At 60.4% G+C, this 21,898-nt stretch carries 22 protein-coding genes; 3 read left to right on the top strand and 19 right to left on the bottom strand.

What is annotated here, in order from left to right; translation table 11 throughout:
• Positions 1-5 precede the first annotated feature (5 nt).
• The gene (locus ABX75_RS00110; RefSeq protein WP_047881263.1) at positions 6-1,211 is read right to left on the bottom strand and encodes an acetyl-CoA C-acetyltransferase; all 1,206 of its coding nucleotides are present in this window, start codon (positions 1,209-1,211) and stop codon (positions 6-8) included.
• 651 nt (positions 1,212-1,862) lie between these two features.
• On the opposite strand from ABX75_RS00110, the gene ABX75_RS00105 reads away from it, so the two are divergent.
• Positions 1,863-2,666, top strand: coding sequence for a cytochrome c (locus ABX75_RS00105; RefSeq protein ID WP_034114886.1), 804 nt, complete (start codon positions 1,863-1,865; stop codon positions 2,664-2,666).
• A gap of 50 nt (positions 2,667-2,716) precedes the next feature.
• On the opposite strand, the gene ABX75_RS00100 is transcribed toward ABX75_RS00105, so the two are convergent.
• From ABX75_RS00100 to ABX75_RS00035, 14 genes are all read right to left on the bottom strand, one after another.
• A complete protein-coding gene (locus tag ABX75_RS00100) occupies positions 2,717-3,520 on the bottom strand; it encodes a transglutaminase family protein (RefSeq protein ID WP_034099755.1) in 804 nt (267 codons plus the stop codon).
• Positions 3,517-4,467 carry an alpha-E domain-containing protein gene (locus ABX75_RS00095; protein ID WP_034099756.1) on the bottom strand — a complete coding sequence of 317 codons (951 nt, stop codon included), beginning with the start codon at positions 4,465-4,467 and terminating at the stop codon, positions 3,517-3,519. Before ABX75_RS00095 ends, ABX75_RS00100 begins: the two co-directional genes overlap by 4 nt.
• A gap of 4 nt (positions 4,468-4,471) precedes the next feature.
• Positions 4,472-5,881 (bottom strand): circularly permuted type 2 ATP-grasp protein, encoded by a 1,410-nt coding sequence (locus ABX75_RS00090; RefSeq protein ID WP_034099757.1) that lies wholly within the window; start codon positions 5,879-5,881, stop codon positions 4,472-4,474.
• Between the two features lie 410 nt (positions 5,882-6,291).
• Positions 6,292-6,633, bottom strand: coding sequence for a ribonuclease E inhibitor RraB (locus ABX75_RS00085; RefSeq protein ID WP_034099758.1), 342 nt, complete (start codon positions 6,631-6,633; stop codon positions 6,292-6,294).
• A gap of 213 nt (positions 6,634-6,846) precedes the next feature.
• Complete coding sequence (locus ABX75_RS00080; protein ID WP_034099759.1) at positions 6,847-7,083, bottom strand: hypothetical protein; 237 nt, start codon at positions 7,081-7,083, stop codon at positions 6,847-6,849.
• A 103-nt stretch (positions 7,084-7,186) separates the two neighbouring features.
• The gene (locus tag ABX75_RS00075; RefSeq protein ID WP_047881262.1) at positions 7,187-7,792 is read right to left on the bottom strand and encodes an START domain-containing protein; all 606 of its coding nucleotides are present in this window, start codon (positions 7,790-7,792) and stop codon (positions 7,187-7,189) included.
• A 41-nt stretch (positions 7,793-7,833) separates the two neighbouring features.
• Positions 7,834-8,088 (bottom strand): YkgJ family cysteine cluster protein, encoded by a 255-nt coding sequence (locus ABX75_RS00070; protein WP_034099761.1) that lies wholly within the window; start codon positions 8,086-8,088, stop codon positions 7,834-7,836.
• A gap of 160 nt (positions 8,089-8,248) precedes the next feature.
• Positions 8,249-8,719 carry a hypothetical protein gene (locus ABX75_RS00065; RefSeq protein ID WP_047881261.1) on the bottom strand — a complete coding sequence of 157 codons (471 nt, stop codon included), beginning with the start codon at positions 8,717-8,719 and terminating at the stop codon, positions 8,249-8,251.
• A 115-nt stretch (positions 8,720-8,834) separates the two neighbouring features.
• Positions 8,835-10,274, bottom strand: a complete 1,440-nt coding sequence (locus ABX75_RS00060) for a PLP-dependent aminotransferase family protein (protein ID WP_034099763.1) — start codon at positions 10,272-10,274, stop codon at positions 8,835-8,837.
• Positions 10,275-10,485: 211 nt separating this feature from the next.
• Complete coding sequence (locus ABX75_RS00055; RefSeq protein ID WP_034099764.1) at positions 10,486-11,301, bottom strand: OmpA family protein; 816 nt, start codon at positions 11,299-11,301, stop codon at positions 10,486-10,488.
• Positions 11,298-11,660 carry a DUF4398 domain-containing protein gene (locus ABX75_RS00050; protein ID WP_034099765.1) on the bottom strand — a complete coding sequence of 121 codons (363 nt, stop codon included), beginning with the start codon at positions 11,658-11,660 and terminating at the stop codon, positions 11,298-11,300. The genes ABX75_RS00055 and ABX75_RS00050 overlap by 4 nt, the downstream gene beginning before the upstream one ends.
• Positions 11,661-11,669: 9 nt before the next feature.
• Positions 11,670-12,488 carry an ABC transporter substrate-binding protein gene (locus tag ABX75_RS00045; protein WP_047881260.1) on the bottom strand — a complete coding sequence of 273 codons (819 nt, stop codon included), beginning with the start codon at positions 12,486-12,488 and terminating at the stop codon, positions 11,670-11,672.
• A gap of 84 nt (positions 12,489-12,572) precedes the next feature.
• The gene (locus tag ABX75_RS00040; RefSeq protein WP_047881259.1) at positions 12,573-13,502 is read right to left on the bottom strand and encodes an electron transfer flavoprotein subunit alpha/FixB family protein; all 930 of its coding nucleotides are present in this window, start codon (positions 13,500-13,502) and stop codon (positions 12,573-12,575) included.
• Positions 13,503-13,504: 2 nt separating this feature from the next.
• A complete protein-coding gene (locus ABX75_RS00035) occupies positions 13,505-14,254 on the bottom strand; it encodes an electron transfer flavoprotein subunit beta/FixA family protein (protein ID WP_034099768.1) in 750 nt (249 codons plus the stop codon).
• A gap of 515 nt (positions 14,255-14,769) precedes the next feature.
• Here ABX75_RS00035 and ABX75_RS00030 point away from each other — a divergent pair.
• Positions 14,770-16,434 (top strand): electron transfer flavoprotein-ubiquinone oxidoreductase, encoded by a 1,665-nt coding sequence (locus tag ABX75_RS00030; RefSeq protein WP_034099769.1) that lies wholly within the window; start codon positions 14,770-14,772, stop codon positions 16,432-16,434.
• A gap of 108 nt (positions 16,435-16,542) precedes the next feature.
• Here ABX75_RS00030 and ABX75_RS00025 read toward each other — a convergent pair whose 3' ends face one another.
• Complete coding sequence (locus ABX75_RS00025; RefSeq protein ID WP_034099770.1) at positions 16,543-17,436, bottom strand: AraC family transcriptional regulator; 894 nt, start codon at positions 17,434-17,436, stop codon at positions 16,543-16,545.
• A 222-nt stretch (positions 17,437-17,658) separates the two neighbouring features.
• Here ABX75_RS00025 and ABX75_RS00020 point away from each other — a divergent pair, with 222 nt between their 5' ends.
• Entirely contained in the window at positions 17,659-18,711 is a 1,053-nt protein-coding gene (locus tag ABX75_RS00020; protein ID WP_034099771.1) for an NAD(P)-dependent alcohol dehydrogenase, read from the top strand.
• Here the strand turns inward: ABX75_RS00020 and ABX75_RS00015 are convergent, their stop codons facing one another.
• From ABX75_RS00015 to ABX75_RS00005, 3 genes are all read right to left on the bottom strand, one after another.
• Positions 18,712-19,515 carry an IclR family transcriptional regulator gene (locus ABX75_RS00015; protein WP_034099772.1) on the bottom strand — a complete coding sequence of 268 codons (804 nt, stop codon included), beginning with the start codon at positions 19,513-19,515 and terminating at the stop codon, positions 18,712-18,714. It lies immediately after the preceding gene.
• Between the two features lie 437 nt (positions 19,516-19,952).
• Positions 19,953-20,921 carry an L-arabinose ABC transporter permease AraH gene (araH, locus tag ABX75_RS00010; protein ID WP_034096889.1) on the bottom strand — a complete coding sequence of 323 codons (969 nt, stop codon included), beginning with the start codon at positions 20,919-20,921 and terminating at the stop codon, positions 19,953-19,955.
• A 9-nt stretch (positions 20,922-20,930) separates the two neighbouring features.
• Positions 20,931-21,898 (bottom strand): ATP-binding cassette domain-containing protein (locus tag ABX75_RS00005; protein WP_047881258.1); only part of this gene is annotated, 968 nt, incomplete at its 5' end.

Below are 21,898 nucleotides of genomic sequence, written 5' to 3'. Positions count from 1 at the left end.
TGGGCTCAGAGACGTTCGATCACAGTGGCGATGCCCATGCCACCGCCGACACACAGGGTGGCCAGGCCATAGCGCAGCTGGCGTGCCTCTAATTCGTCGAGCAAAGTACCGAGAATCGCACAGCCGGTGGCGCCCAACGGGTGGCCCATGGCGATCGAACCGCCATTGACGTTGACCCGCGCGGGGTCGATACCCATGTCCTTGATGAACTTGAGCACCACCGAGGCGAAGGCTTCGTTGACTTCGAACAAGTCGATGTCTTCCACGCGCAAACCGGCCTTGACCAAGGCTTTGCGGGTGGCCGGCGCCGGGCCAGTGAGCATAATGGTGGGGTCGGTGCTGGTCACCGCAGTGGCAACAATCCGCGCCCGTGGGTGCAAGCCCAGCTCACGGCCCTTGGCCTCTGAGCCGATCAGCATCACCGCGGCACCGTCGACGATGCCGGAACTGTTGCCCGGTGTGTGCACATGCTGGATCCGCTCCACATGGCTGTAGACCCGCAACGCGGTGGCGTCGAAGCCCATCTGCCCGATCATCTCGAAACTGGGCTTGAGCTGGCCGAGCCCTTGGAGGGTGGAGTCGGCGCGGATAAATTCGTCGTGATCCAGCAGCACAATGCCATTTTGGTCCTGCACTGCGATCAACGACTTATTGAAGGAACCGTCCGCACGGGCCCTGGCTGCTTTCTGTTGGGATTGTAAGGCAAAGGTATCGACGTCCTCGCGGGTGAAACCTTCCAAGGTTGCGATCAAGTCCGCGCCAATACCCTGGGGGGTGAAATGGCTGTGCAGATTGGTCTGCGGGTCCAGAACCCAGGCGCCGCCGTCGCTGCCCATGGGCACGCGGGACATGGACTCGACGCCGCCCACCACCACCAAGTCTTCGAAGCCGGAGCGCACTTTCATCGCGCCCAGGTTGACCGCCTCCAGGCCCGAGGCGCAGAAGCGGTTGATCTGCACGCCGGCGACGCTGATGGCCCAGTCGGCGACCAGTGCGGCAGTCTTGGCGATATCCGCGCCTTGGTCGCCGATCGGGGTGACGCAGCCGAGCACGATGTCATCCACCTGCTGGGTGTCGAGGTCGTTGCGTTGCGCCAGTGCCGTAAGCAACCCGGCGGCCAGGTTGACCGGTTTGACACTGTGCAAGGCACCGTCGGCCTTGCCCTTGCCCCTGGGCGTGCGTATGGCATCAAAGATCAAAGCTTGGGTCATGACGTCCTCGAACCGCGTGCGTGTGTGCCCTTACCTTAAGCCCGATTGACACGGTTTCAATGACGGATGCGCTCATTGCCTTTGACCCTCATGCTCGGACGAACGGTAGGTGCCTAAGCTAATTGCCGGATTAATCGTTTTAGCTGTCTAGCCAAGGCATTGGCGCCAAGATGGCGTTATGCCTCATGTCGTTTTAAGCGCGAATTCGTATTAGCTGATACGAAATGGATCTAAGCCACGAAGAACGAGGGCTCTAAGGTTCAATCAGTAAGACGTTGCTGCCGGGTTTTGCCGGAGCGGCTGTAAGAAAAGCGACACGTCATAGCGCCATACTGGACGACCACGGCACGCATTTGACGCTCAGGAATAACAACAAAAGGCAGTCAGCCATGTTCAAGCATTCGAAAGTACGTCAGGCGGGACTTATTCTCTTCGCCACCACATTGATACTGATCCTACCCAACCTCACCAAGGTGATTGGGTGACCCTTCAGCCCCCGAATTCTGGGCATTTATCGCATCAGGATTGCAGCTTTTGGCAGCACCTGCCGGGACTTCGCCGTGCGCGATCCTATGGCAGGGGCTGTCTTTTTACGCGCGGTTTTCCGGTATCGTGAGCGCTTTCGCCATTTCTTATTACCGGGCCTTCCTCTTGAAACCGATCTTCGCCCTTCTCCTCGTGCTGTTTGCCCTGCCGGTCACGGCGGCGTCCCTGACCATCGAACTCGACCACGCCAGCAAGACCTGGCAGAGCGCCGACCTGCTCAAGCATCCGGCTGCGCAAACTGTGCATATCGTTGATGACGTTTCCTACAAGCGCACCATGACGTATCGCGCAGTGCCGCTGGCGCTACTCCTGCCGGGTCTTAAGCCGGAACACCATGTGCAAGCCGTTGCACTGGATGGCTTCGCCGCCGAGCTGAGCGCTGGCCCACTGCTGCAAACCCACGGTGCCCGCGCCTGGCTGGCCGTGGAAGACCCCGCGCAGCCATGGCCGGCACTGGCCGACGGCAAGCCTAGCGCAGGTCCGTTCTATCTGGTGTGGACCGACCCACAGGCCGGGCCTATCAGCCCCGAACAGTGGCCATTCCAAATTTCCAGCATCAAACAGTTGAAAACCGTGGCGGAGCGCTTTCCCGCCCTCCTACCCGACCCGAAACTCGCAGCCGATGACCCGATCAATCAGGGTTTTGCACTGTTCCAGAAAAACTGCCTGGCGTGCCATCGCCTCAATGGCGCGGGGGATGCGCAGGTGGGACCGGACCTGAATATTCCCTTCAACCCTACGGAATATTTCGCCGCCGATTTCCTCAAGCGCTACATCCGTGATCCGCAAAGCCTACGGCATTGGCCACAGGCAAAAATGCCCGCGTTCACCGCCAGCGTGTTGCCGGACCATGAACTGGACCTGCTGGTGGGCTATCTGAAGCACATGGCGGGGCGTAAGCAGCCGTAAAGCTCAGCGCTCACCTTCGTTTGGCGGGTGAGCTTCACGGTGGAGGCTGGTTATTGCTGCTGGACTGAAATGACCGGCATCGGCGCCACGGACACTTTGGCGTGCATCTGTTCATGCCCGCCACCCCGGCGCATGCCGCGTACCGGGCAGGCATCGAGATAATCCAGGCCCACGGCCAGTTTCAAGTGGCGTTCCGGACGTGCCAGACGGTTGGTCACGTCGAAGCTGTACCAGGCGTCGTCAAGCCAGGCTTCGGCCCAGGCGTGGCTGGCCAAGTGAGTGCTGTCTTCGCTGTACAAATACCCCGACACATATCGCGCAGGAATCCCCAGGCTGCGCGCGCAAGCCAGGAACACATGGGCATGGTCCTGGCATACCCCCGCACGGCCAGCGAAAGCATGAGCGGCGCAGGTGTCGACTTCAGTGGCGCCAGGCGTGTAGACCATGGTTTCGTTGAGTGCGTGCATCAAATCAATCAGGGCGCTGCGGTCGCGCCGTTGGCCGCACTGCTGCTGGGCGAACCCGCGCAGGGCTTCATCGGCCTCGGTCAGGCGAGTGCCGCGCAGGAATGGATAGGCCGACTGTTGCTCGTGCTCGGCCTCGCGCAACTCATCGATATCCACCTGACCACGGGCGCCGATGATGATGGCGTCGTGGGGCTCATCCAGGGTCAGCACATGCAGGATATTGCCGAACGGGTCGACCTGCGCGCGCACCGGGCGCGGCAGATCCAGTTGCCAGCTGAGCACATGCTGGCGCTCGCTGTCGTGGGGCGTGAGGCGCAGGTACTGGATGCTGGCGCGCACTTGGTCTTCATAGTGGTAGGTGGTTTCGTGGCTGATGGAAAGTCTCATGCCGCCTCCAAGTAGGAATGGTAGATGGCATCGCCCAATTGGCGGACCAGGGGGATAAAGTCGGTCAGCCAGGCATGCAGGCCTTCTTCAAGGATTTCATCGATGGCGGTGAAGCGCAGGCGCGCATCCATCTCGGCGGCCAGGCGCTGCGCCGGGCGGCCATTGAGGCCCGGTAGGCTGGCGAGGATCTGGTCGATCTCTTCGCTGCACGCACGCAGCGAGCGCGGTACATCGGCGCGCAACAGCAGCAACTGCGCCACTTGCCGGGCACCGGGGGCGTCGCGATAGATTTCGGTGTAAGCCTCGAACGAGGACAAAGCACGCAGCAACGCGCTCCACTGGTAGTAGGCGTGAGCCGTACCATCGGTGACCGCGTCGGCGTGGTCGCCGGCCATTTCATAGCGCGCATCCAATAGACGAAGCGTGTTGTCGGCGCGCTCGATAAAGGTCCCCAAGCGAATGAAACGAAATGCGTCATTACGCATGATGGTGCCGTAGGTCGCGCCACGGAACAGGTGGGAGCGCTCCTTGACCCACTCGCAGAAACGGCTCATGCCATAACGGCTCAGGCCTTGCTGGGCGATATCGCGAATGTCCAGCCAAGTGGCATTGATGTTTTCCCACATGTCTGCGGTGATTCGCCCACGCACCGCATGGGCGCTGGCCCGCGCTGCGCCCAGGCAACTGTAGATACTGGCGGGGTTTGCTGCGTCCAGGGCAAAGAAGTGCAGCAGGCGCTCGGCGTGCAACTGGCCGTGGCGCTCGTGGTAATCCTCCAGGGTGCCGGTGATCAACAACGGCATCGCCAGTTCATGCAGGCCATCGCCGCGTCCGTCCTGGGGCATCAGCGACAGCGAATAACTCACGTCGAGCATGCGCGCGAGGTTTTCCGCACGCTCCAGGTAGCGCGACATCCAATACAGATCCGAAGCAGTTCGACTCAACATGGCATCAGTCCTCCACCACCCAGGTGTCTTTGGTGCCGCCGCCCTGGGACGAGTTGACCACCAGCGAGCCTTCGCGCAGGGCCACGCGAGTCAGGCCGCCGGGGACCACACGCGTCTCCTTGCCGGACAGCACAAACGGGCGCAGGTCGATATGGCGCGGGGCAATACCGTTTTCCACAAAGGTCGGGCACGTGGATAGACACAGCGTCGGCTGGGCGATATAGGCATGGGGCTTGGCCATGATGCGCGCGCGAAAGGCCTCGATTTGCGCCGCCGTGGAGGCCGGGCCGACCAGCATGCCGTAGCCGCCGGAGCCTTGGGTCTCCTTGACCACCAACTGCGGCAGGTTAGCCAGTACGTGGGATAACTCGTCAGGCTTACGGCATTGAAAGGTCGGAACGTTCTGCAGGATCGGCTCTTCATCCAGGTAAAAGCGGATCATCTCGGTGACGAAGGGGTACACCGACTTGTCATCCGCGACGCCTGTACCGATGGCATTGGCCAGCACCACATTGCCCGAACGATAGGCAGCCAACAGGCCGGGCACTCCGAGCATGGACTCCGGGTTGAAGGCCAAGGGGTCGAGGAACGCGTCGTCGAGACGGCGATAAATCACATCCACCGCTTTGGGGCCGTCGGTGGTGCGCATAAATACACGGTCATCGCGCACGAACAGGTCGGCGCCTTCAACCAGTTCCACGCCCATTTCCCGGGCGAGAAACGCATGTTCGAAAAACGCGCTGTTGAATCGGCCCGGGGTCAGCACCACCACGCTGGGGTTATCCAGGGGGCTGGCGCTTTTTAGGGTATCGAGCAGCAGGTTGGGGTAATGATCGATCGGCGCAATGCGCTGGGCGGCGAACAGTTCGGGGAACAGGCGCATCATCATCTTGCGGTCTTCAAGCATGTAGCTGACACCGCTGGGTGTACGCAGGTTATCTTCCAGCACGTAGTACGTGCCGTCGCCATCGCGTACGAGATCGACCCCGGCAATGTGGGCATACAGATTGCCGTGCAAGTTCAGGCCCTGCATTGCCAATTGGTATTGCTCGTTAGCCAGCACCTGTTCGGCGGGAATGATCCCCGCTTTGATGATGCGTTGCTCGTGGTAAAGGTCAGCGAGAAACATATTCAACGCCTTGACCCGCTGAATACAGCCACGCTCGATAATCCGCCATTCACTGGCCGGTATGCTGCGGGGGATGGTGTCGAAAGGGATCAGGCGCTCGGTGCCCTGTTCGTCACCGTACAGGGTGAAGGTGATCCCGGCGCGGTGAAACAGCAAATCGGCTTCGCGCCGGCGCTGGGCCAGCAGTTCATCAGGGGTTTGGGCCAACCAGCGGGCGAACTCGCGGTAATGGGGGCGGACCTGCCCTGCCCCGTCGTACATTTCGTCGTAATAAGTGCGGATCATGCCGTACTCCTTGTCACCCGGACGCAAGAACCATCGCAAGGCCCGTGCCATCGGCATAAACACTTAAAAATCAGTGAGTTGAATAGACCCAGGCAGTTAATCGCACCTTCCTGGTGCGTCGAATGCCTGGTGTGTCGTGGCGCGCTTCATCGTAATGCGGGCTTTGACTATCAAGAGCATAGTCAGAGTTGATTTCACTGGCCCGCCATAGCTGCGGATAATCGCCACCATCTGCTGAACAGACCTTCAGCGCTCCGCTCTTCCCTTCGGCCACCCTACTCGGGTGGCTTTTTTTTGGTGCATGAAAAGAGCCCGCAAGTTCCGCCGGGGTTCGCGCCGGCGCAAACAAAATCGGCCGACCCGAAGGTCAGCCGATACGCTGCGTTGCTAACGATGTGGAAGACGCACAATTACATCGGCCGGCCCCGCACCTCCTGCTTGACGCCCCAGCCCTCGATAATGCCGCCCAAGGGCTCGACCACTGCTTCAAAGTCTTGCTCGAAGTCTCCTATGCCGTCGTAGGTTGCAGACATGATCTTGCTCAGTTCCAAGTACCAGGCGCCATCATCGCGCGCGCTGACCTGAGCGTTCAGGGATTCGCCACGAAATTCGCCCGCTGCTCTGCGCGCCCGTTCTTCGTCCGGGAAAATCGCGTAGAACTCAATGGGATGAAACCGTGAAAAATCGAAACCGCCTTCTTTCATGCGGCGCAGAACGTGGGTGCTGATGTCTTCTTGATAGGCTGTGCTCATGAAAAGTGCTCCTCAATACGATGGATAGACTTTCCGTGCTTCCCGAAGCCCGCGCCTTACTGGCACGGGAACTACGGCAATGGTTTCACCGCTGGAAAACAAGCATGTAGCTGACAAGACCAGACCTTAGCGATTCATTCGCTGATCTCGTTTGCAGAGTAGCGCGAAGCAATCGCCTCCACCAGAGGCGCTTGGGTGGAGGACAGGGAATATTCAGGCGGCGGGAGAAATGTCGAGAATCTGGATACTGTTCTGGTCTTTGAGGATCTTGACCGTCGGCTCTGGCTTGCGCCCCTCAAGGTCATTGAGGTCGAGTTCGGCGGCGACCGGCACCAGTTTGCTGCGAATCATATGCGCAGCGTCTTCGAGGCTGGGCTTTTGTTCGCAGGTGAACTGCTCTACGGATTTTTCGCCGTGATCATCAACGAAGGTAATTTGCCACGTTTGCATCGGTGCCTCCTCGATAAAACCCGTGTGTGGGCTCACCTTTATCTGGACCTTGGGGGTTCGCCAAACGTTCCACCCAAGGCAGGAAGCACCCGATCAATCGCGCTTATTTTTCCGCGCGGGCTTTGAGCGCCTTGAGGGTGTTGAACGGCGCGTCGACCACGAACTTGTTGGCCAGCCACGAAGGCACGCTGCCGCCTGGCTCGGTGTGCACCTGGTAGGTCACTTCGGTTTCGTTAGCGCCCTTTGGCACCAGTCTCCAGAAACCTTCGACCTGGGCCACACGTACGAAGCCTTTTTCCTCAGGCTTGTAAGTCGGCACGCCTTCCAGCTTGCGGGTCACGCTGCCGTCAGCCGCTTTGGTGGAGGTGACATGGGTATAAGAGTCACGCGGCGTCACAGGCCATGGCGTGTTGAACTGGGTGTAGGTCCAGGCCTCGTCGCCTTTGCTGTCGATCAGCTTTTGCGACTTGCACTCATGAATCCAGGCACATGCGCCAACCACGTCCTCTTGGATAGCGATGATCTTGGCCACGGGCGCCTTGATCACCGTTACACCGCGATACGCCTTGTATTTGGAGCCTGCAACTTCGCTCAGGGATACCTTGATGCCGTCGTCGTCTTTGGCGGTCACCCATTCTTCAGCCTGGGCGGTGGCCGCAAATAACACGGTAAAGCCGCACACCACAGCCATTCGTTTCAGCGAACCCATTGTTGTATTCCTTATTGTTCAAGTTCCGAGAGTAAAGCCCATCAAGCCGCCGTCATATGTTCCCACCAGCCGATCAAACGGATCGCATCGGCCTGGTCGGTGCCGCACACCTCGATATCAGCCTTGAAATCACTGCACACCGCCGGCCGTTCCGGCTGGCCGAACAGTTGACACAGCAATTCGACAGACAGGTGCATACAGCGTTCACCCGCCGGCTTGCCATTGGGCATGCCGGGCAACGGCGAACTGATGGAGGGGGCGATGCAGCAAGCGCCACAGCCTTCACGGCATTTCATGACCAGCAGGTCCTCGACGACTCAATAGGATGGCCGGGCTAGAGTACGCCCTTAAACAGCCGTTTTAAAATGGTCCAACAGCGGTTTTTCACACAAAAAGAAAGTGACTGACCAGTCTGCGACAGATGGTCGAAACGTCGAGTCACTTGGTAGGAAAAGTTTACTGCTTGAATTCGAAATCCAGCGCCGCGCCCTCAACATCACGCCGCTCTTCGTTGCGCAATTGCAGGCGCATTTCGTTGCTGAGCAGGCGACCGTTAATCTGGAAAGCGCTATTGTCGGTGGGCTTCTCAGCGAACATCGGCGGCAGCAACGGCACGCTCTTGGGCTGGGGCATGGTGCCCAGCGGCTGCAAGTGCCTGACCATGTCCGAAGGCAATGACAGGTCCAACTGGGCCGGCGGCAGTTTGGTCTCGGCCACTTCGTGGGCAGACTTGGCCTTTTTGGCCGCCGCGCGTTTCTTGGCGGCGTTTTTCTTCACAGTAGCGGCCGTCTTAGCCGGCGCCGGCTTAGTGTTCTGTGCGCTCGCCGCGGGCTTGCTTTCGCTCACGGGAGTCGCCGCCAGCAGCGTGGGGACGTTACACAGGCTTAACAGGCCAATCACCAAAACAGCTCGGAACATCGAGGTCATATCGCCTACAGCATTAACGGCAGAAGGCCACATGCTCGCCTGTTGAGGGCAACATGACAAGCTCGGTGATTAGCCAGCTATCGGCAATGTGCCCATTGTGTATGTCGGCCGTGCCTTAAAATCCGGCGGCGGTCTCCTGGCACAACTGACTGGCCAGCATTCCCAAGGTCATCAACGCCCGCTCTGCCTCGCGGTTCCACGGCGTACCGCAGTTAAGCCGGATGCAGTGGTTGAACTGCTCGGTGTTACTGAAGATCAACCCGGGCGCGATGCTGATGCCCTGCTGCAAGGCACGCACATGCAGTTCCTGGGTATTGACCCGTCCGGGCAAACTGACCCACAGGATAAAACCGCCGGTGGGACGAGTCATCTGTGTGCCTTCCGGAAAATACTGCTGCACCGCCAGTTGGAAGGCACTGAGGTTCTTGCGGTATTCCTGGCGGATGTAGCGCAAATGCCTGTCATAACCGCCGTTCTCCAGGTATGCCGCCACGCCCATTTGGGTCACGCTACAGGCCGAATGGGTGCTGAACATCTGCAAACGTTGGATTTCCTGCTGGTACTTGCCGGCAATCATCCAACCGATACGCACGCCGGGGGATAAGGTTTTGGAGAAGCTGGAGCAATAGATCACCCGGTCCAGGCGGTCATAGGCTTTGAGGGCCTTGGTGCGGCCCAGCTCGAACATCAGCTCGCCGTAGATATCGTCCTCGACGATCTGGATATCGAAATCCGAAGCCAACCGCAGCAGGTGTTTCTGCCGCTCCTCAGGCATGGTGCCACCCAAGGGATTACTCAGCCGCGTGGTGAGCACCAGCGCCTTGATCGACCATTGGTTGGCCGCCAGTTGCAGGGCTTCCAGGCTCATGCCGGTGGCCGGGTCGCTGGGGATCTCAATGACCTTCAGGCCCAGCAGGTCCGCCAGTTGCAGCAGGCCGTAATAAGTGGGGGATTCCGCCGCGATCAGGTCGCCGGGGCGGGTCAGCACACGCAGTGACATCTGCAACGCATCGACGCACCCGTGGGTGATCACCACTTCGGAAGGGTCTACCACCACGCCGGCATCGCGCATGCGGATCGCCACCTGGCGGCGCAACGGCTCGAAGCCGGGGCTGAACATATAGCTGAATGCCCGCGGGCTCTGGAAACGCGTGACCTTGGCCAATTGCTGATGCAGGGCGCGCACCGGCAGGTAGTCGACGCTCGGCACCGCAGCGCCCAACGGGAACACACCTTCGCGGCGCGACTCGCCCAAAACCTGCTGGATAATGCTGCTGCGCGTGACCAGCCCCGGGCGCTCCACCCGTGCGATATCCGGCGTGGGCGCGGTGAGCGCGGGGGTTTGATGCACGTAGTAACCGGACTGCGGTCGCGCCCTGATCAGCCCCTGGTCCTCCAGGTTGGCATAGGCTTGCAATACCGTGGCGTGGCTCACATTGAGCTGGGAACTCATCTTACGTACCGAAGGCACGCGTTCGCCCGGTTGATAGACACCACGCCGGATATCCTCAGCCAGTTGCTGAGCGATACGTTGGTACAGCAAGAGATTGGTCATGTCGCAGCACTCGATTTCACGGGCATTTTATTTTTGTGTGAAACATACCGGCACAGTTTAGAAGTGTACGGGGACAGTTGCCACAATAGTCGAGCACGACGGGCAGTGATAGCAAAAACTGTAAGGGTGGCGCTGAGGATATTCAGGCTCGTGCAAAAAAAATGTGGGTAGGGGTTTGCCCCCATCCCACATTTTTAACCAGCGTAAGGCTTTAGCGGGCGGCGCCCAGTTGGCCCTTGGCATCGGAAAACACGATTTCTACGCGACGGTTCTGCGCGCGGCCGCGCTCGGAAGCGTTAGCTTCCACCGGGTACTGGTCGCCATAGCCTTCGACCTGAATGCGCTTTTCGTCGATGCCCAGGTCTACCAGCACATCAGCTACCGATTGCGCGCGGTCACGGGACAGTTTGAGGTTTTCCTGCTCGCCACCGGTACTGTCGGTGTAACCCTCGATGCGCACCACGCGCTTGGGGTTCAGTTGCAGAAATTGCACGATCTTGAGCACGGTGCGGTTGGCCGAGTTTTTCAGTTCCGCCTCGCCGGTGTCGAACAGCACATCGCCCAGGGTCATCACCAGGCCCCGATCGGTCTGGGTGGTAGCCAGGCTGGCGATCTGCTCTTCGAGCCATTTGCCCTGTTGCTGCACGCTGCTCAGTTTGCTTTCGCGTAGGGCTAGTTGCAGGCGCTGACGTTCCAGTTCGAGCTTGGCGCCGCGTTCTTCATTGAGTGCCTGTTCGGTGTGTTCGCGGGCGATGGCGCTGTAGCGCTGGCTCAAGTAGGCGTAGTGCACGACGTCGGCGCCGCTGCCCCAGTAGCTGGACAAGCGATCGGCGCGGGCCAGGGATTCACCCGCGCGAATCACGTCCTTGGGCGCGATGCGCAACACATTGGCGTCTTCCTTGACCTTCTGAAAGTCGCTCCCCGCCTGTTGCAAGGCCTGCTCGCCACTCGGGTGGCTGGCACATCCGCCCAGCAACGCGCTGCCTAGCAGCACTGCGCAGCTCACACCTCGGATCATCGGGCTCATTGGGCGTCTCCCAATTGCAATTGCTTGCGCAGGCGCGTGATACGGGTATTGAGCACGTTCAGTTGTTCCTGGCTCTTGCGAGTCAGCACTTTGGCTTCGGCCAGCCGCGCATCCAGCTCGGCCTGTTCGGCTTGCATGCGCGCATCCTTGAAGGATTGCTCGGCCATATCGGCCTTGGCCTGGGCGAATTTGTCCTCGGCCAGCTTCAACTCGGGGGATTCATCGGCATTGGCGCCGACGGCACTGGCCTGTTCCAGGGCTTGCTGGGTGAGGCGTATTTGTTCATTCGGCGCAGGATCGGCTGCACATCCCGCCAGAGCGACAACGGCGAGGGCCGCGAAAAGAGGTCGAAGAGTCACTGAAAATCCCTACTTTGTTGGGGTGCCGACAGATTGTTGCAGTTGCGCCTTCCAGCGCTCGATATTGCGCTGCAGAGCGGCTTGTACCCCATCGGACCCGGCCAATTCTGTCATCTTTTTGGCCAGCTGTCCGCGCAGCCATGGATCATTGCAGGCCGAGTTGTGGGAAATCGCCAGGTACAGGCCAGGTTGATCGACGGGCACATCACGGGCGACCAGGTCGCTGCTCATACCCAGCGACTGCGCCATGGCGGTGCCGGAATAGCGACCGGCCAGCACATATTCCACCTCCCCCAGCAACAACTTTTGAAACGCAGGCGTCAACGTGGGAAAGCGTTGCAGGGTCAGTTGCTGATTGGCGAAGGTTTCAAATTCACGGCTTACGCGCGCACGCTCGGAAATAGCGCCTTTATGACCGTGAAGATCGGCGGCCGTGGCATAGGCCAGCGCCGAATCCTTGCGCGTCCAGACCAGATAATCGGTCTGCATCAGGGCCGGATGGATATAGTCGAAGTGGTCCAGCTCCGCCAGATTAAGCGGTGCATCGGCCAGCATATCCATGCGTCCGCTGCGTGCTTCATCCGAAGCCAGGGTGCGCTTGCCGCCGTAGAGCAGGTCGATTTTCAGCCCCAGGTCACTGGCGACTTGCTGCAACACATCGGCAGTGGCACCGATCAGGTGCGTGGGGTCCTGCGGGTCGCGCCATAAGAGCGGCGGTGCATCCGGGCTGCCGGTAATCACCAGACGATCACATTTACCGGCAGCCAGCGACAGGGTCGGCAGCAACAGTGTGATACCCAGCATTGCGGTCCAAGGGCGCAGGTCCATGGCACGGTTCTCCAATTTTCAAAAAAGCCGGGCATAAAAAAGCCCGGTCATACGACCGGGCCCTTTATAAGTGAAGCGACTGGATTAGACCAGCTTCTCCAACTCAGGTACGGCTTCGAACAAGTCCGCTACCAGACCGTAATCGGCTACCTGGAAGATCGGTGCTTCTTCGTCCTTGTTGATCGCGACGATCACTTTGGAGTCCTTCATACCGGCCAAATGCTGGATCGCGCCGGAGATACCGACGGCGATGTACAGCTGTGGCGCAACGATCTTGCCGGTCTGGCCGACCTGCATGTCGTTGGGTACGAAACCTGCGTCGACGGCCGCGCGGGAAGCGCCAACCGCAGCACCCAGCTTGTCGGCCAGGGCGTACAGGTGCTTGAAGTTGTCCCCGTTCTGCATGCCACGCCCGCCAGAAACGACGATCTTGGCAGCGGTCAGTTCAGGACGGTCGGACTTGGCCAATTCTTCGTTGACGAAGCTGGACGTGCCGGCGTCGTGGGCAGCCGCAACCGCTTCAACAGCGGCCGAACCACCTTCGGCGGCGACCGGGTCGAAACCGGTGGCACGCACGGTGATCACTTTGATCGCAGCGCTCGATTGCACGGTGGCAATGGCGTTACCGGCATAGATTGGGCGCTTGAAGGTGTCAGCGCTTTCGACCGAGATGATCTCGGAGATCTGGTCAACGTCCAGCTGCGCGGCAACCCGTGGCAGGATGTTTTTGCCGTTGGAGGTGGCGGCGGCCAGGATGTGGCTGTAGCCCTTGCCCAACTCGGCGACCAGCGGCGCAACGTTTTCTGGCAGCTGGTGCGCGTAGGCGGCGTTGTCAGCGTTCAGAACCTTGCTCACACCGGCGATTTTTGCAGCGGATTCAGCCACGGCGCCCGCGCCCTGGCCGGCGACCAGTACGTGAATGTCGCCACCGATCTTAGCGGCGGCAGCCACGGTGTTCAGGGTGGCCGGAGCCAGCACCTTGTTGTCGTGTTCGGCGATTACCAAGATAGTCATGTTCAGATTACCTTCGCTTCGTTTTTCAGTTTCTCGACCAGTTCGGCCACCGACTTGACCTTGATGCCCGCGCTGCGTGCAGCCGGCGCTTCGACTTTAACGGTCTTGTTGGTGGAGGCGGTGGAAACGCCCAAGGCATCCGGAGTCAGCGACTCAAGCGGCTTTTTCTTGGCTTTCATAATGTTTGGCAGGGACGCGTAGCGCGGCTCGTTCAAACGCAGGTCGGTGGTGACGATGGCCGGCAGTTTCAGGGAAACCGTCTGAGCGCCGCCGTCGATTTCGCGGGTCACGGCAACGCTGTCGCCGCTTACTTCGACCTTGGAAGCGAAGGTGCCCTGGCCGTAACCGGTCAGTGCAGCCAGCATCTGGCCGGTCTGGTTGTTGTCGCTGTCGATAGCTTGTTTGCCGAGGATCACCAGCTGAGGCTGTTCCTTATCGACAACGGCTTTGAGCAACTTGGCCACGGCCAGGGAGGTAAGGTCCTCGGCAGACTCGACCAGGATGGCGCGGTCCGCGCCCAGGGCCAGGGCAGTGCGCAACTGCTCTTGAGCGGTGGTTGGGCCGATGGACACCACGACGATTTCAGTCGCAACGCCTTTCTCTTTCAGACGCACTGCTTCTTCAACAGCGATCTCGCAGAAAGGGTTCATCGACATTTTGACGTTAGCAAGATCGACGCCGGAATTGTCCGCCTTGACGCGAACTTTCACGTTGTAATCGACAACGCGTTTGACAGCTACAAGAACCTTCATGGATTCCTCGTTACTCTCCGGTGAAAAGAAAGTCGCCTAGGCGAACCTGGCGGTTGATGCTCATCGGCACACAAGGGCACCTCCAAAAACCTCAGCAGCGGCAAACCGACGCAAGTGACGACCGTTCGTCAGGGGTGACTGGGAGGTCATTCTTAATCGCGGCGTGTAGACTGCGTGCCATTCTTTGCACGCATACCTGCCGTTTATACCGTTGCGTTGCTTTTGGACGTGCTCTTGAAACCCGCTGTCTGCCTACGGTAAGCGCAAAACCGACCGTATCTTGACCGGAACGCCTATTCTGGTCAATACGGCAAAATGGTCAGTCATAAGCCGCGTTGCTTTGATTTACCTAGCCTGCGGGCAATTCAAACAAACGTTTGTATTGGACGCTGACAGTGGTCTATATATAATGCGCCACCTAGAGAGAACGGTGGGTCTTACCGTTGCTGTAAGACGATGCCGAACCTCCATCCATTAGAAAAAAAGCCTGTTGAGCCTTGAGTAGGAGATAGCCTGTGGAACGCGAATACATGGAATTCGACGTGGTCATCGTCGGCGCTGGCCCGGCTGGCCTGTCCGCCGCCTGCCGACTGAAGCAGAAGGCCGCCGAAGCCGGTAAGGAAATCAGCGTCTGCGTGGTCGAGAAAGGCTCTGAAGTCGGCGCCCATATCCTCTCCGGTGCCGTGTTCGAACCACGCGCCCTGAACGAACTGTTCCCGGACTGGAAAGAACTCGGCGCCCCACTCAACACCCCCGTGGTGCGCGACGACATCTATGTACTGCGCAGCAGCGATACCTCGACCAAGGTGCCTGACTTCTTTGTGCCCAAGACCATGCACAACGAAGGCAACTACATTATTTCCCTGGGCAATCTATGCCGCTGGCTGGCCCAGCAGGCCGAGAACCTCGGCGTGGAAGTCTACCCAGGCTTCGCCGCCCAGGAAGCGCTGTTCGACGAAAACGGCGTGGTGCGCGGGATCATCACCGGCGACCTCGGCGTCGACCGCGAAGGCAAGCCGAAAGAAGGCGTCTATACCCCCGGTATGGAACTGCGCGGCAAGTACACGCTGTTCGCCGAGGGCTGCCGTGGCCACATCGGCAAGCAACTGATCCAGCGTTTCAAGCTGGACAGCGATGCCGACGCCCAGCACTACGGTATCGGTCTCAAGGAAATCTGGGAAATCGACCCGGCCAAGCATCAGCCAGGCCTTGTGGTGCACACCGCCGGTTGGCCGCTGGATATCATGAGCAACGAGAACACCGGTGGCTCGTTCCTTTATCACTTGGAAAACAACCAGGTGGTCGTCGGCCTGATCGTTGACCTGTCCTACAGCAACACCTTCCTGTCGCCGTTCGATGAGTTCCAGCGCCTCAAGCATCACCCGGTGCTGGCCCAGTACCTGGAAGGCGGCAAGCGCATCAGCTACGGTGCTCGTGCACTGGCCAAGGGCGGCATTAATTCGCTGCCGAAAATGGTCTTCAAGGGTGGCGCGCTGATCGGCTGCGACCTGGGCACCATGAACGTGGCCAAGATCAAAGGCAGCCACACCGCCATGAAGTCCGGCATGCTCGCCGCTGACGCCGTGGCCGAGCGTCTGTTCGCCGAGTCCGAAGGCGGTGACGAGTTGACCAACTACGTCGACAGTTTCAAAGCCAGCTGGCTGTACGAAGAACTGTTCGCCAGCCGCAACTTCGGCCCGGCGATGCACAAGTTCGGCCCGATCATCGGTGCCGGCTTCAACTGGTTCGACCAGAACATCCTGGGCGGCAAAATGCCGTTCACCCTGCACGACACCAAGCCGGACTACGCCTGCCTTAAGCTGGCCAAGGACTGCCAGAAGATCGACTACCCCAAGCCCGACGGCAAACTGAGCTTCGATAAACTCAGCTCGGTGTTCATCTCCGGTACCAACCACGAAGAAGAACAGCCGTGCCACTTGAAGCTCAAAGACCCAAGCATCCCGATCGGCACCAACCTGCCGCTCTACGATGAACCGGCGCAACGCTACTGCCCGGCCGGCGTGTATGAAGTGATCACCCAGGAAGACGGCGAGAAGCGCTTCCAGATCAACGCCCAGAACTGCGTGCACTGCAAGACCTGCGACATCAAGGACCCTTCGCAGAACATCACCTGGGTCACGCCGGAAGGCGCTGGCGGGCCGACTTACCCGAATATGTAAGCCAGCGAAGGCTCCCACATGGGAGCCTTTTTTATAGTCAACATCAGTCCTGTGTGGAAGGGAGCAAGCCCGCCTACCACCTTTGGATTGTGTCTTCGCCTGAACTCACTACGCCGCACGCTCTTCACCCGGATTGCGCAAAAAGTAGCGCTTATATTCCCGGCTGAACTGCGACGTACTCTGATACCCCACGCTGTGCGCCGCCTGCGCCACGCCCATGCCGTCCACCAGCAGCAACTGCTGCGCCTTCAACAACCGCAAACGCTTGAGGTACTGCACGGGCGACAACAACGTGCAGCGCTTGAAGTGCTCGTGAAAGGTCGACGCGCTCATGTGCGCAAAGCCGGCCAACGTCTCGATATTCAGCGGCTCGGCGTAATGGGCATGCAGATGATTTAACGAAGTGGCGATGCGCGAGAATTGCCCCTGTTGCTCCACCAATGCGCGCAGCACATCGGCCTGAGGCCCGCGCAAGGCGGTGAACAGCAATTCGCGCACCCGCGACGGGCCGATGATCCGGCTTTCCAGCGGATCGTGCAGGCACTGCAACAGTCGCTCGACGCAACCTCGCATCGCGTCGTCGAGCACCACCGAACTCATCGACGCCAATGTCTGCGCAGTGGGCGGTGGTCCGGCCTGAATACCCATGGCCATGACCAGCTCGCCAAGCACCACGCGGTCGATCCCCACCGTCACCCCCAGCAACGGCGCGCCGGGCGCCATGGCAAAGGTCTCGCACTCGAACGGCACCGGCATCGCCTGGATCAAGTAATGCCCGGCGCCGTACTCCAGCGTACGCGGGCCCAGGTACGCGACTTTGCTGCCCTGGGCCACGAACATCAGGCTCGGCTCGTAGATCTGCGGGCCGCGTGCCACATCACAACTGGCACGCAAAACCTGTACGCCAGGCAAGTGGGTCGGGGAGAAACCGTCACGGGTCGTGAGGCCCTCGATCAAGGAAACCAACGTGGCGTTGGCGTCGAGATGGCGGGTCAATAGCATAAAAGCAGTTCTCGGGAGTTTTCAGATCTGAGCATCAGCAAGCTTCAAGCCTCAAGCTGCAAGAGAGCGCGCAGTTTATAGCTTGCGGCTTGTAGCTTGCTGCTTTTAGCTGCTCCCCCGGAGCTTTAGGCATAAGACTCGGAGCAATCGCCATGGCCGCCAACCAAGTCGATGGGGACAATGGCCCGCCTCACTTGTCATTGTTTTTGCGAGGTTCTCTGCATGTACACCGCCATCGGTTACGCCGCCCAGTCGGCCACCACTCCCCTCGCCCCCATGAGTTTCCAACGTCGCAGCCCACGGGCCGACGACGTGGCCATCGAGATTCTGTACTGCGGCGTGTGCCACTCTGACATTCACCAGGCGCGCAACGAGTGGGGCATCGCCGTCTACCCGCTGATGCCCGGCCACGAGATCGTCGGCAAAGTCACCGCCGTGGGCGCCAGCGTCACCGCGCACAAAGTCGGCGACCTAGTGGGCGTGGGCTGCATGGTCGATTCGTGCCGCCAGTGCCAGGCTTGCCAGTCGGACCTGGAGCAATACTGCCTTGAAGGCCCGACCATGACCTACGCCACCCCCGACCGCGTGGACGGTAGCAACACCATGGGCGGCTACTCCGACAGCATCGTGGTCAGCGAACATTTTGTGGTGAAGATCCCGGCCAAGCTCGACCTGGCCAGCGCTGCGCCGATCCTGTGCGCGGGCATCACCACCTACTCACCGCTCAAACACTACGGGGTCAAGGCTGGCGACAAAGTCGGGATTCTCGGCATGGGTGGCCTGGGCCACATGGGCATCAAGTTCGCCAAGGCCATGGGCGCGGAAGTGACGCTGTTTACCCGTTCCGCGAGCAAGGCCGAAGAAGGCCGTCGCCAGGGCGCCGATCATGTGATCGTGTCCACCGACGCCGAGCAAATGAAAGCCGCCGCCGGGCACTTCGACTTCCTGCTGGACACCATCCCGGTGCAGCACGACCTGAACCCCTACCTCGACACCCTGCGCTTTGACGGCGTGCATATTCTGGTGGGCCTGATCGAGCCGGTGGACCCGCCCGTCAATGCCGCCAAACTGGTGCTGGGGCGCAAAGTGCTGGCCGGCTCGTTGATCGGCGGTATTGCCGAAACCCAGGAAGTCCTGGATTTCTGTGCCGAGCATGGCATCACCTGCGATATCGAAATGCTCGACATCCGCCAGATCAACGAGGCTTACACCCGCATGATCGCCGGCGATGTGAAGTACCGCTTTGTCATCGACATGGCGACCCTCAAGGTCTGATCAGGCCTTCGCGCCCAACTCCGCCGACAGCCGTGCTGCAACCTGTTTGATCACAGGGATCAGCTCGGCCATTTTTTCCAGCGGCATGTAGGGCACGGTACTGGCGATGCTGATGCCGGCGACGATCCGCCGGCTGGCATCGCGCACCGGTGCGGCCACGCAACGGATCGACGGTTCGTTGTCTTCCAGATCGAACGCATAACCACCCGCCACGTACTCGTGCATGCGTTGCTCGAACTGCGCCCAGGATTGCTCAGGATGGTGGGGCCACTGCAGATTCTTCCCGCCTGCCGGCAGGCTGGCGTCGTACAAGCGTTGCCATTCCTGTACCGAATCATCCAGCAACATCGCCTTGCCCACCCCGGTACGCGCCAACGGCATGCGATGGCCGACCCGCGAGCGCATTTCCGGGCCGTAGCGGCCAGGGTTCTTGTGCAGGTAGAGCACATCATCGTGTTCGCGGATGGCCAAGTGGATGGTGTCGCCGGTCAGCGCCGATAGTTCGTCCAGGTACGGCACCGCCAGGGTGACCAGCGGCAACTCTTCGCGCGCCTGGAACCCCAACTCGATCAACTTCGGCCCCAGCAGGTAACCGACTTGCGGCACCACACGCAGGTAACGCTCGTCCACCAGGCAACTGGCCAGGCGGTGGGTGGTGCTGCGGGTAGTGCCGATGCGCTTGGCGATCTCTTTCAGATCCCGCGCACCCGCCGCCACCGCCTGCACCACCCCCAGGCCACGCAACAGGGTCTGGGTGCCGGTGGGGGCGGCGTCTTTGACGGGGGTGTGGGCGTTTTCCTGCATATCGGGCCTATTGGGAAGTACGAAAACGGGCGCCATTATGGCAAATACCCGAGGGCAACACAGTGCGGATATCTATGTAGGGGGCTTTGCCCGATGGCTGTGGGTCAGTTTGAACATCCGGGTCTGACACACCGCTATCGGGGGCAAGCCCCCTCCCACCTTTTGATTTCACATGACCAAGGCTCAGCGTTGTTTCATGGGCTCGATCACCGCTGCCAGCACCAGCATCGATCCCCCTCCCAGCTTTTGATTTCACATGACCAGGGCTCATCGCTGTTTCATGGGCTCGATCACCGCTGTCAGCAACAACATCGAACAGCCTTACTGTGGGAGGGGGCTTGCCCCCGATTGCGGAGTGTCAGTTTGCATTTTTGTTTCTGATCTACCGCTATCGGGGGCAAGCCCCCTCCCACATTGAGTCCTTACGGGGCATGGAGTCAGCGTTGTTTCATGCGGTCGATAACCACGGCCAGCAGCAGGATGGAGCCGCGGATTACATACTGGTAGAAGGTGTCGATGTTCTTCAGGTTCATCGCGTTTTCGATGATCGCCAGGATCAGCACACCCGCGATCACGTGGCGGATCATGCCGATGCCGCCACTCAGCGACACGCCGCCCAGTACGCAGGCCGAGATGACGGTCAGTTCGAAACCCTGGCCGATCATCGGTTGGCCCGAGGTCATGCGTGAGGCCAAAATCACGCCGGCCAGGGCACCGATCAGGCCGTGTACGGCGAAGATCAGGATCTTGGTGCGGTCCACGTTCACGCCCGCCAGCAGCGCCGCTTCCGGGTTGCCGCCGATGGCCATGGTGTTGCGCCCATAGGTGGTGTAGTTGAGCAGCCAGCCGAAAAACACGAAGCACACCAGGGTGATCAGGATCGGCACCGGCACGCCGAACAGTTGGCCGTTGCCGAAGATAAAGAACTGCTCCTGGGACACCCCCACCGCTTTGCCGTCGGCAAAAATGTAGGCCAGGCCGCGCACGATTTGCATGGTCGCCAGCGTGGTGATCAGCGCGTTGACCCGCAGTTTGGCGATCACGATGCCGTTGATCAGCCCCACCACCAGGCCCATCAGCAATGCCGCGCCAATGCCCAGCATGACGCTGTCGGTGTCGCGCATGACGATGGCCGCGACCACCCCGGCGCAGGCGATTACCGAGCCCACCGACAGGTCAAAATGCCCCGAGGCCAGGCAGAACAGCATGGTGCAGGCGGCGATGCCCACGGTGGAAATCGCCAGGCCCAGGCCGCGCATGTTCAGCGGCGAGAGGAAGTTGTCGATCAGCAAGGCGCACAGCACGAAGATGGCGATGGCCGCCAGCAGCATTGCCCAGTTGTCGAGCAAGGCGCGCATGTCCAGGGGTTTGCGTGCCGTGGGCAGCGCATTGTTTTGAGTGGTCATGGTTTTCTCTCAGTTCGTCACGCGGCGCGGCAAGGCCAGCTGCAGCAGGTTGGATTCAGTGGCGTGTTCGCGCGGGTGTTCGCCGCGCAGCGCGCCTTCGCACAGCACCAGGATGCGGTCGGCGATGCCCATCACTTCCATCAGGTCGCTGGACACCACGATCACCGCGATGCCCTGCGCCGCCAGGTTGTGGATGATCTGGTAGATCTCGGCCTTGGCGCCGATGTCGATGCCGCGGGTCGGTTCGTCGAGCAACAGCACTTTCATCGGCATCGACAGCCAGCGGCCCAAAATGGCTTTCTGCTGGTTGCCGCCGGAGAGGTACAGGATCTTCTGCGCGGCGTTCGGGGTTTTGACTTTCATCGCCTGGATCTGGTGCGCGGCGTTGCCCTTTTCCCAGCCCTCGCGCAGCAGCCAGCCGAACCGCGAGTGGGCGCCACGAGCACTGATGTTGATGTTCTCGGCCACGCTGGACAGCGGGATGATGCCTTCCTTTTTGCGGTCTTCGGGGCACAGCAGCACCCCGGCGGCGATGGCGTCGCGCGGCGAGCGCAACTGCAATGGCTCACCCTCCAGCGCCAGGCTGCCGGCGCTGGCACGCTCCAGACCGCTGAGCAGACGGAACAGCTCCGTGCGCCCGGCCCCCACCAGGCCGAACAGGCCGAGGATTTCGCCTTTGCGCACCTGAAAACTCACCGGCTCGCGCAGCCCAGGGCCAAGCAGACCGTCGACCTTGAGCGCCACCTCGCCGTGCGCGCGCGGGCGGTAGTCGTAGATGTCCTGAATATCGCGACCGACCATGCAGGTCACCAACTGGTCGTGGGTCAGCGCGCTCATGTCCTCGAACGTACGCACGTAGCGGCCGTCCTTGAACACCGTGACCGCGTCGCAGATACGGAACACTTCTTCCATGCGGTGCGACACGTAGAGCACCACTTTGCCCTCGTCGCGCAGGCGCGTGATGATCGCCATCAAGC

The organism is Pseudomonas sp. ARP3 (genome assembly GCF_001029595.1).
GTDB lineage: Bacteria > Pseudomonadota > Gammaproteobacteria > Pseudomonadales > Pseudomonadaceae > Aquipseudomonas > Aquipseudomonas rhodesiae.
This window is presented reverse-complemented; position numbering and strand designations above follow the sequence as displayed.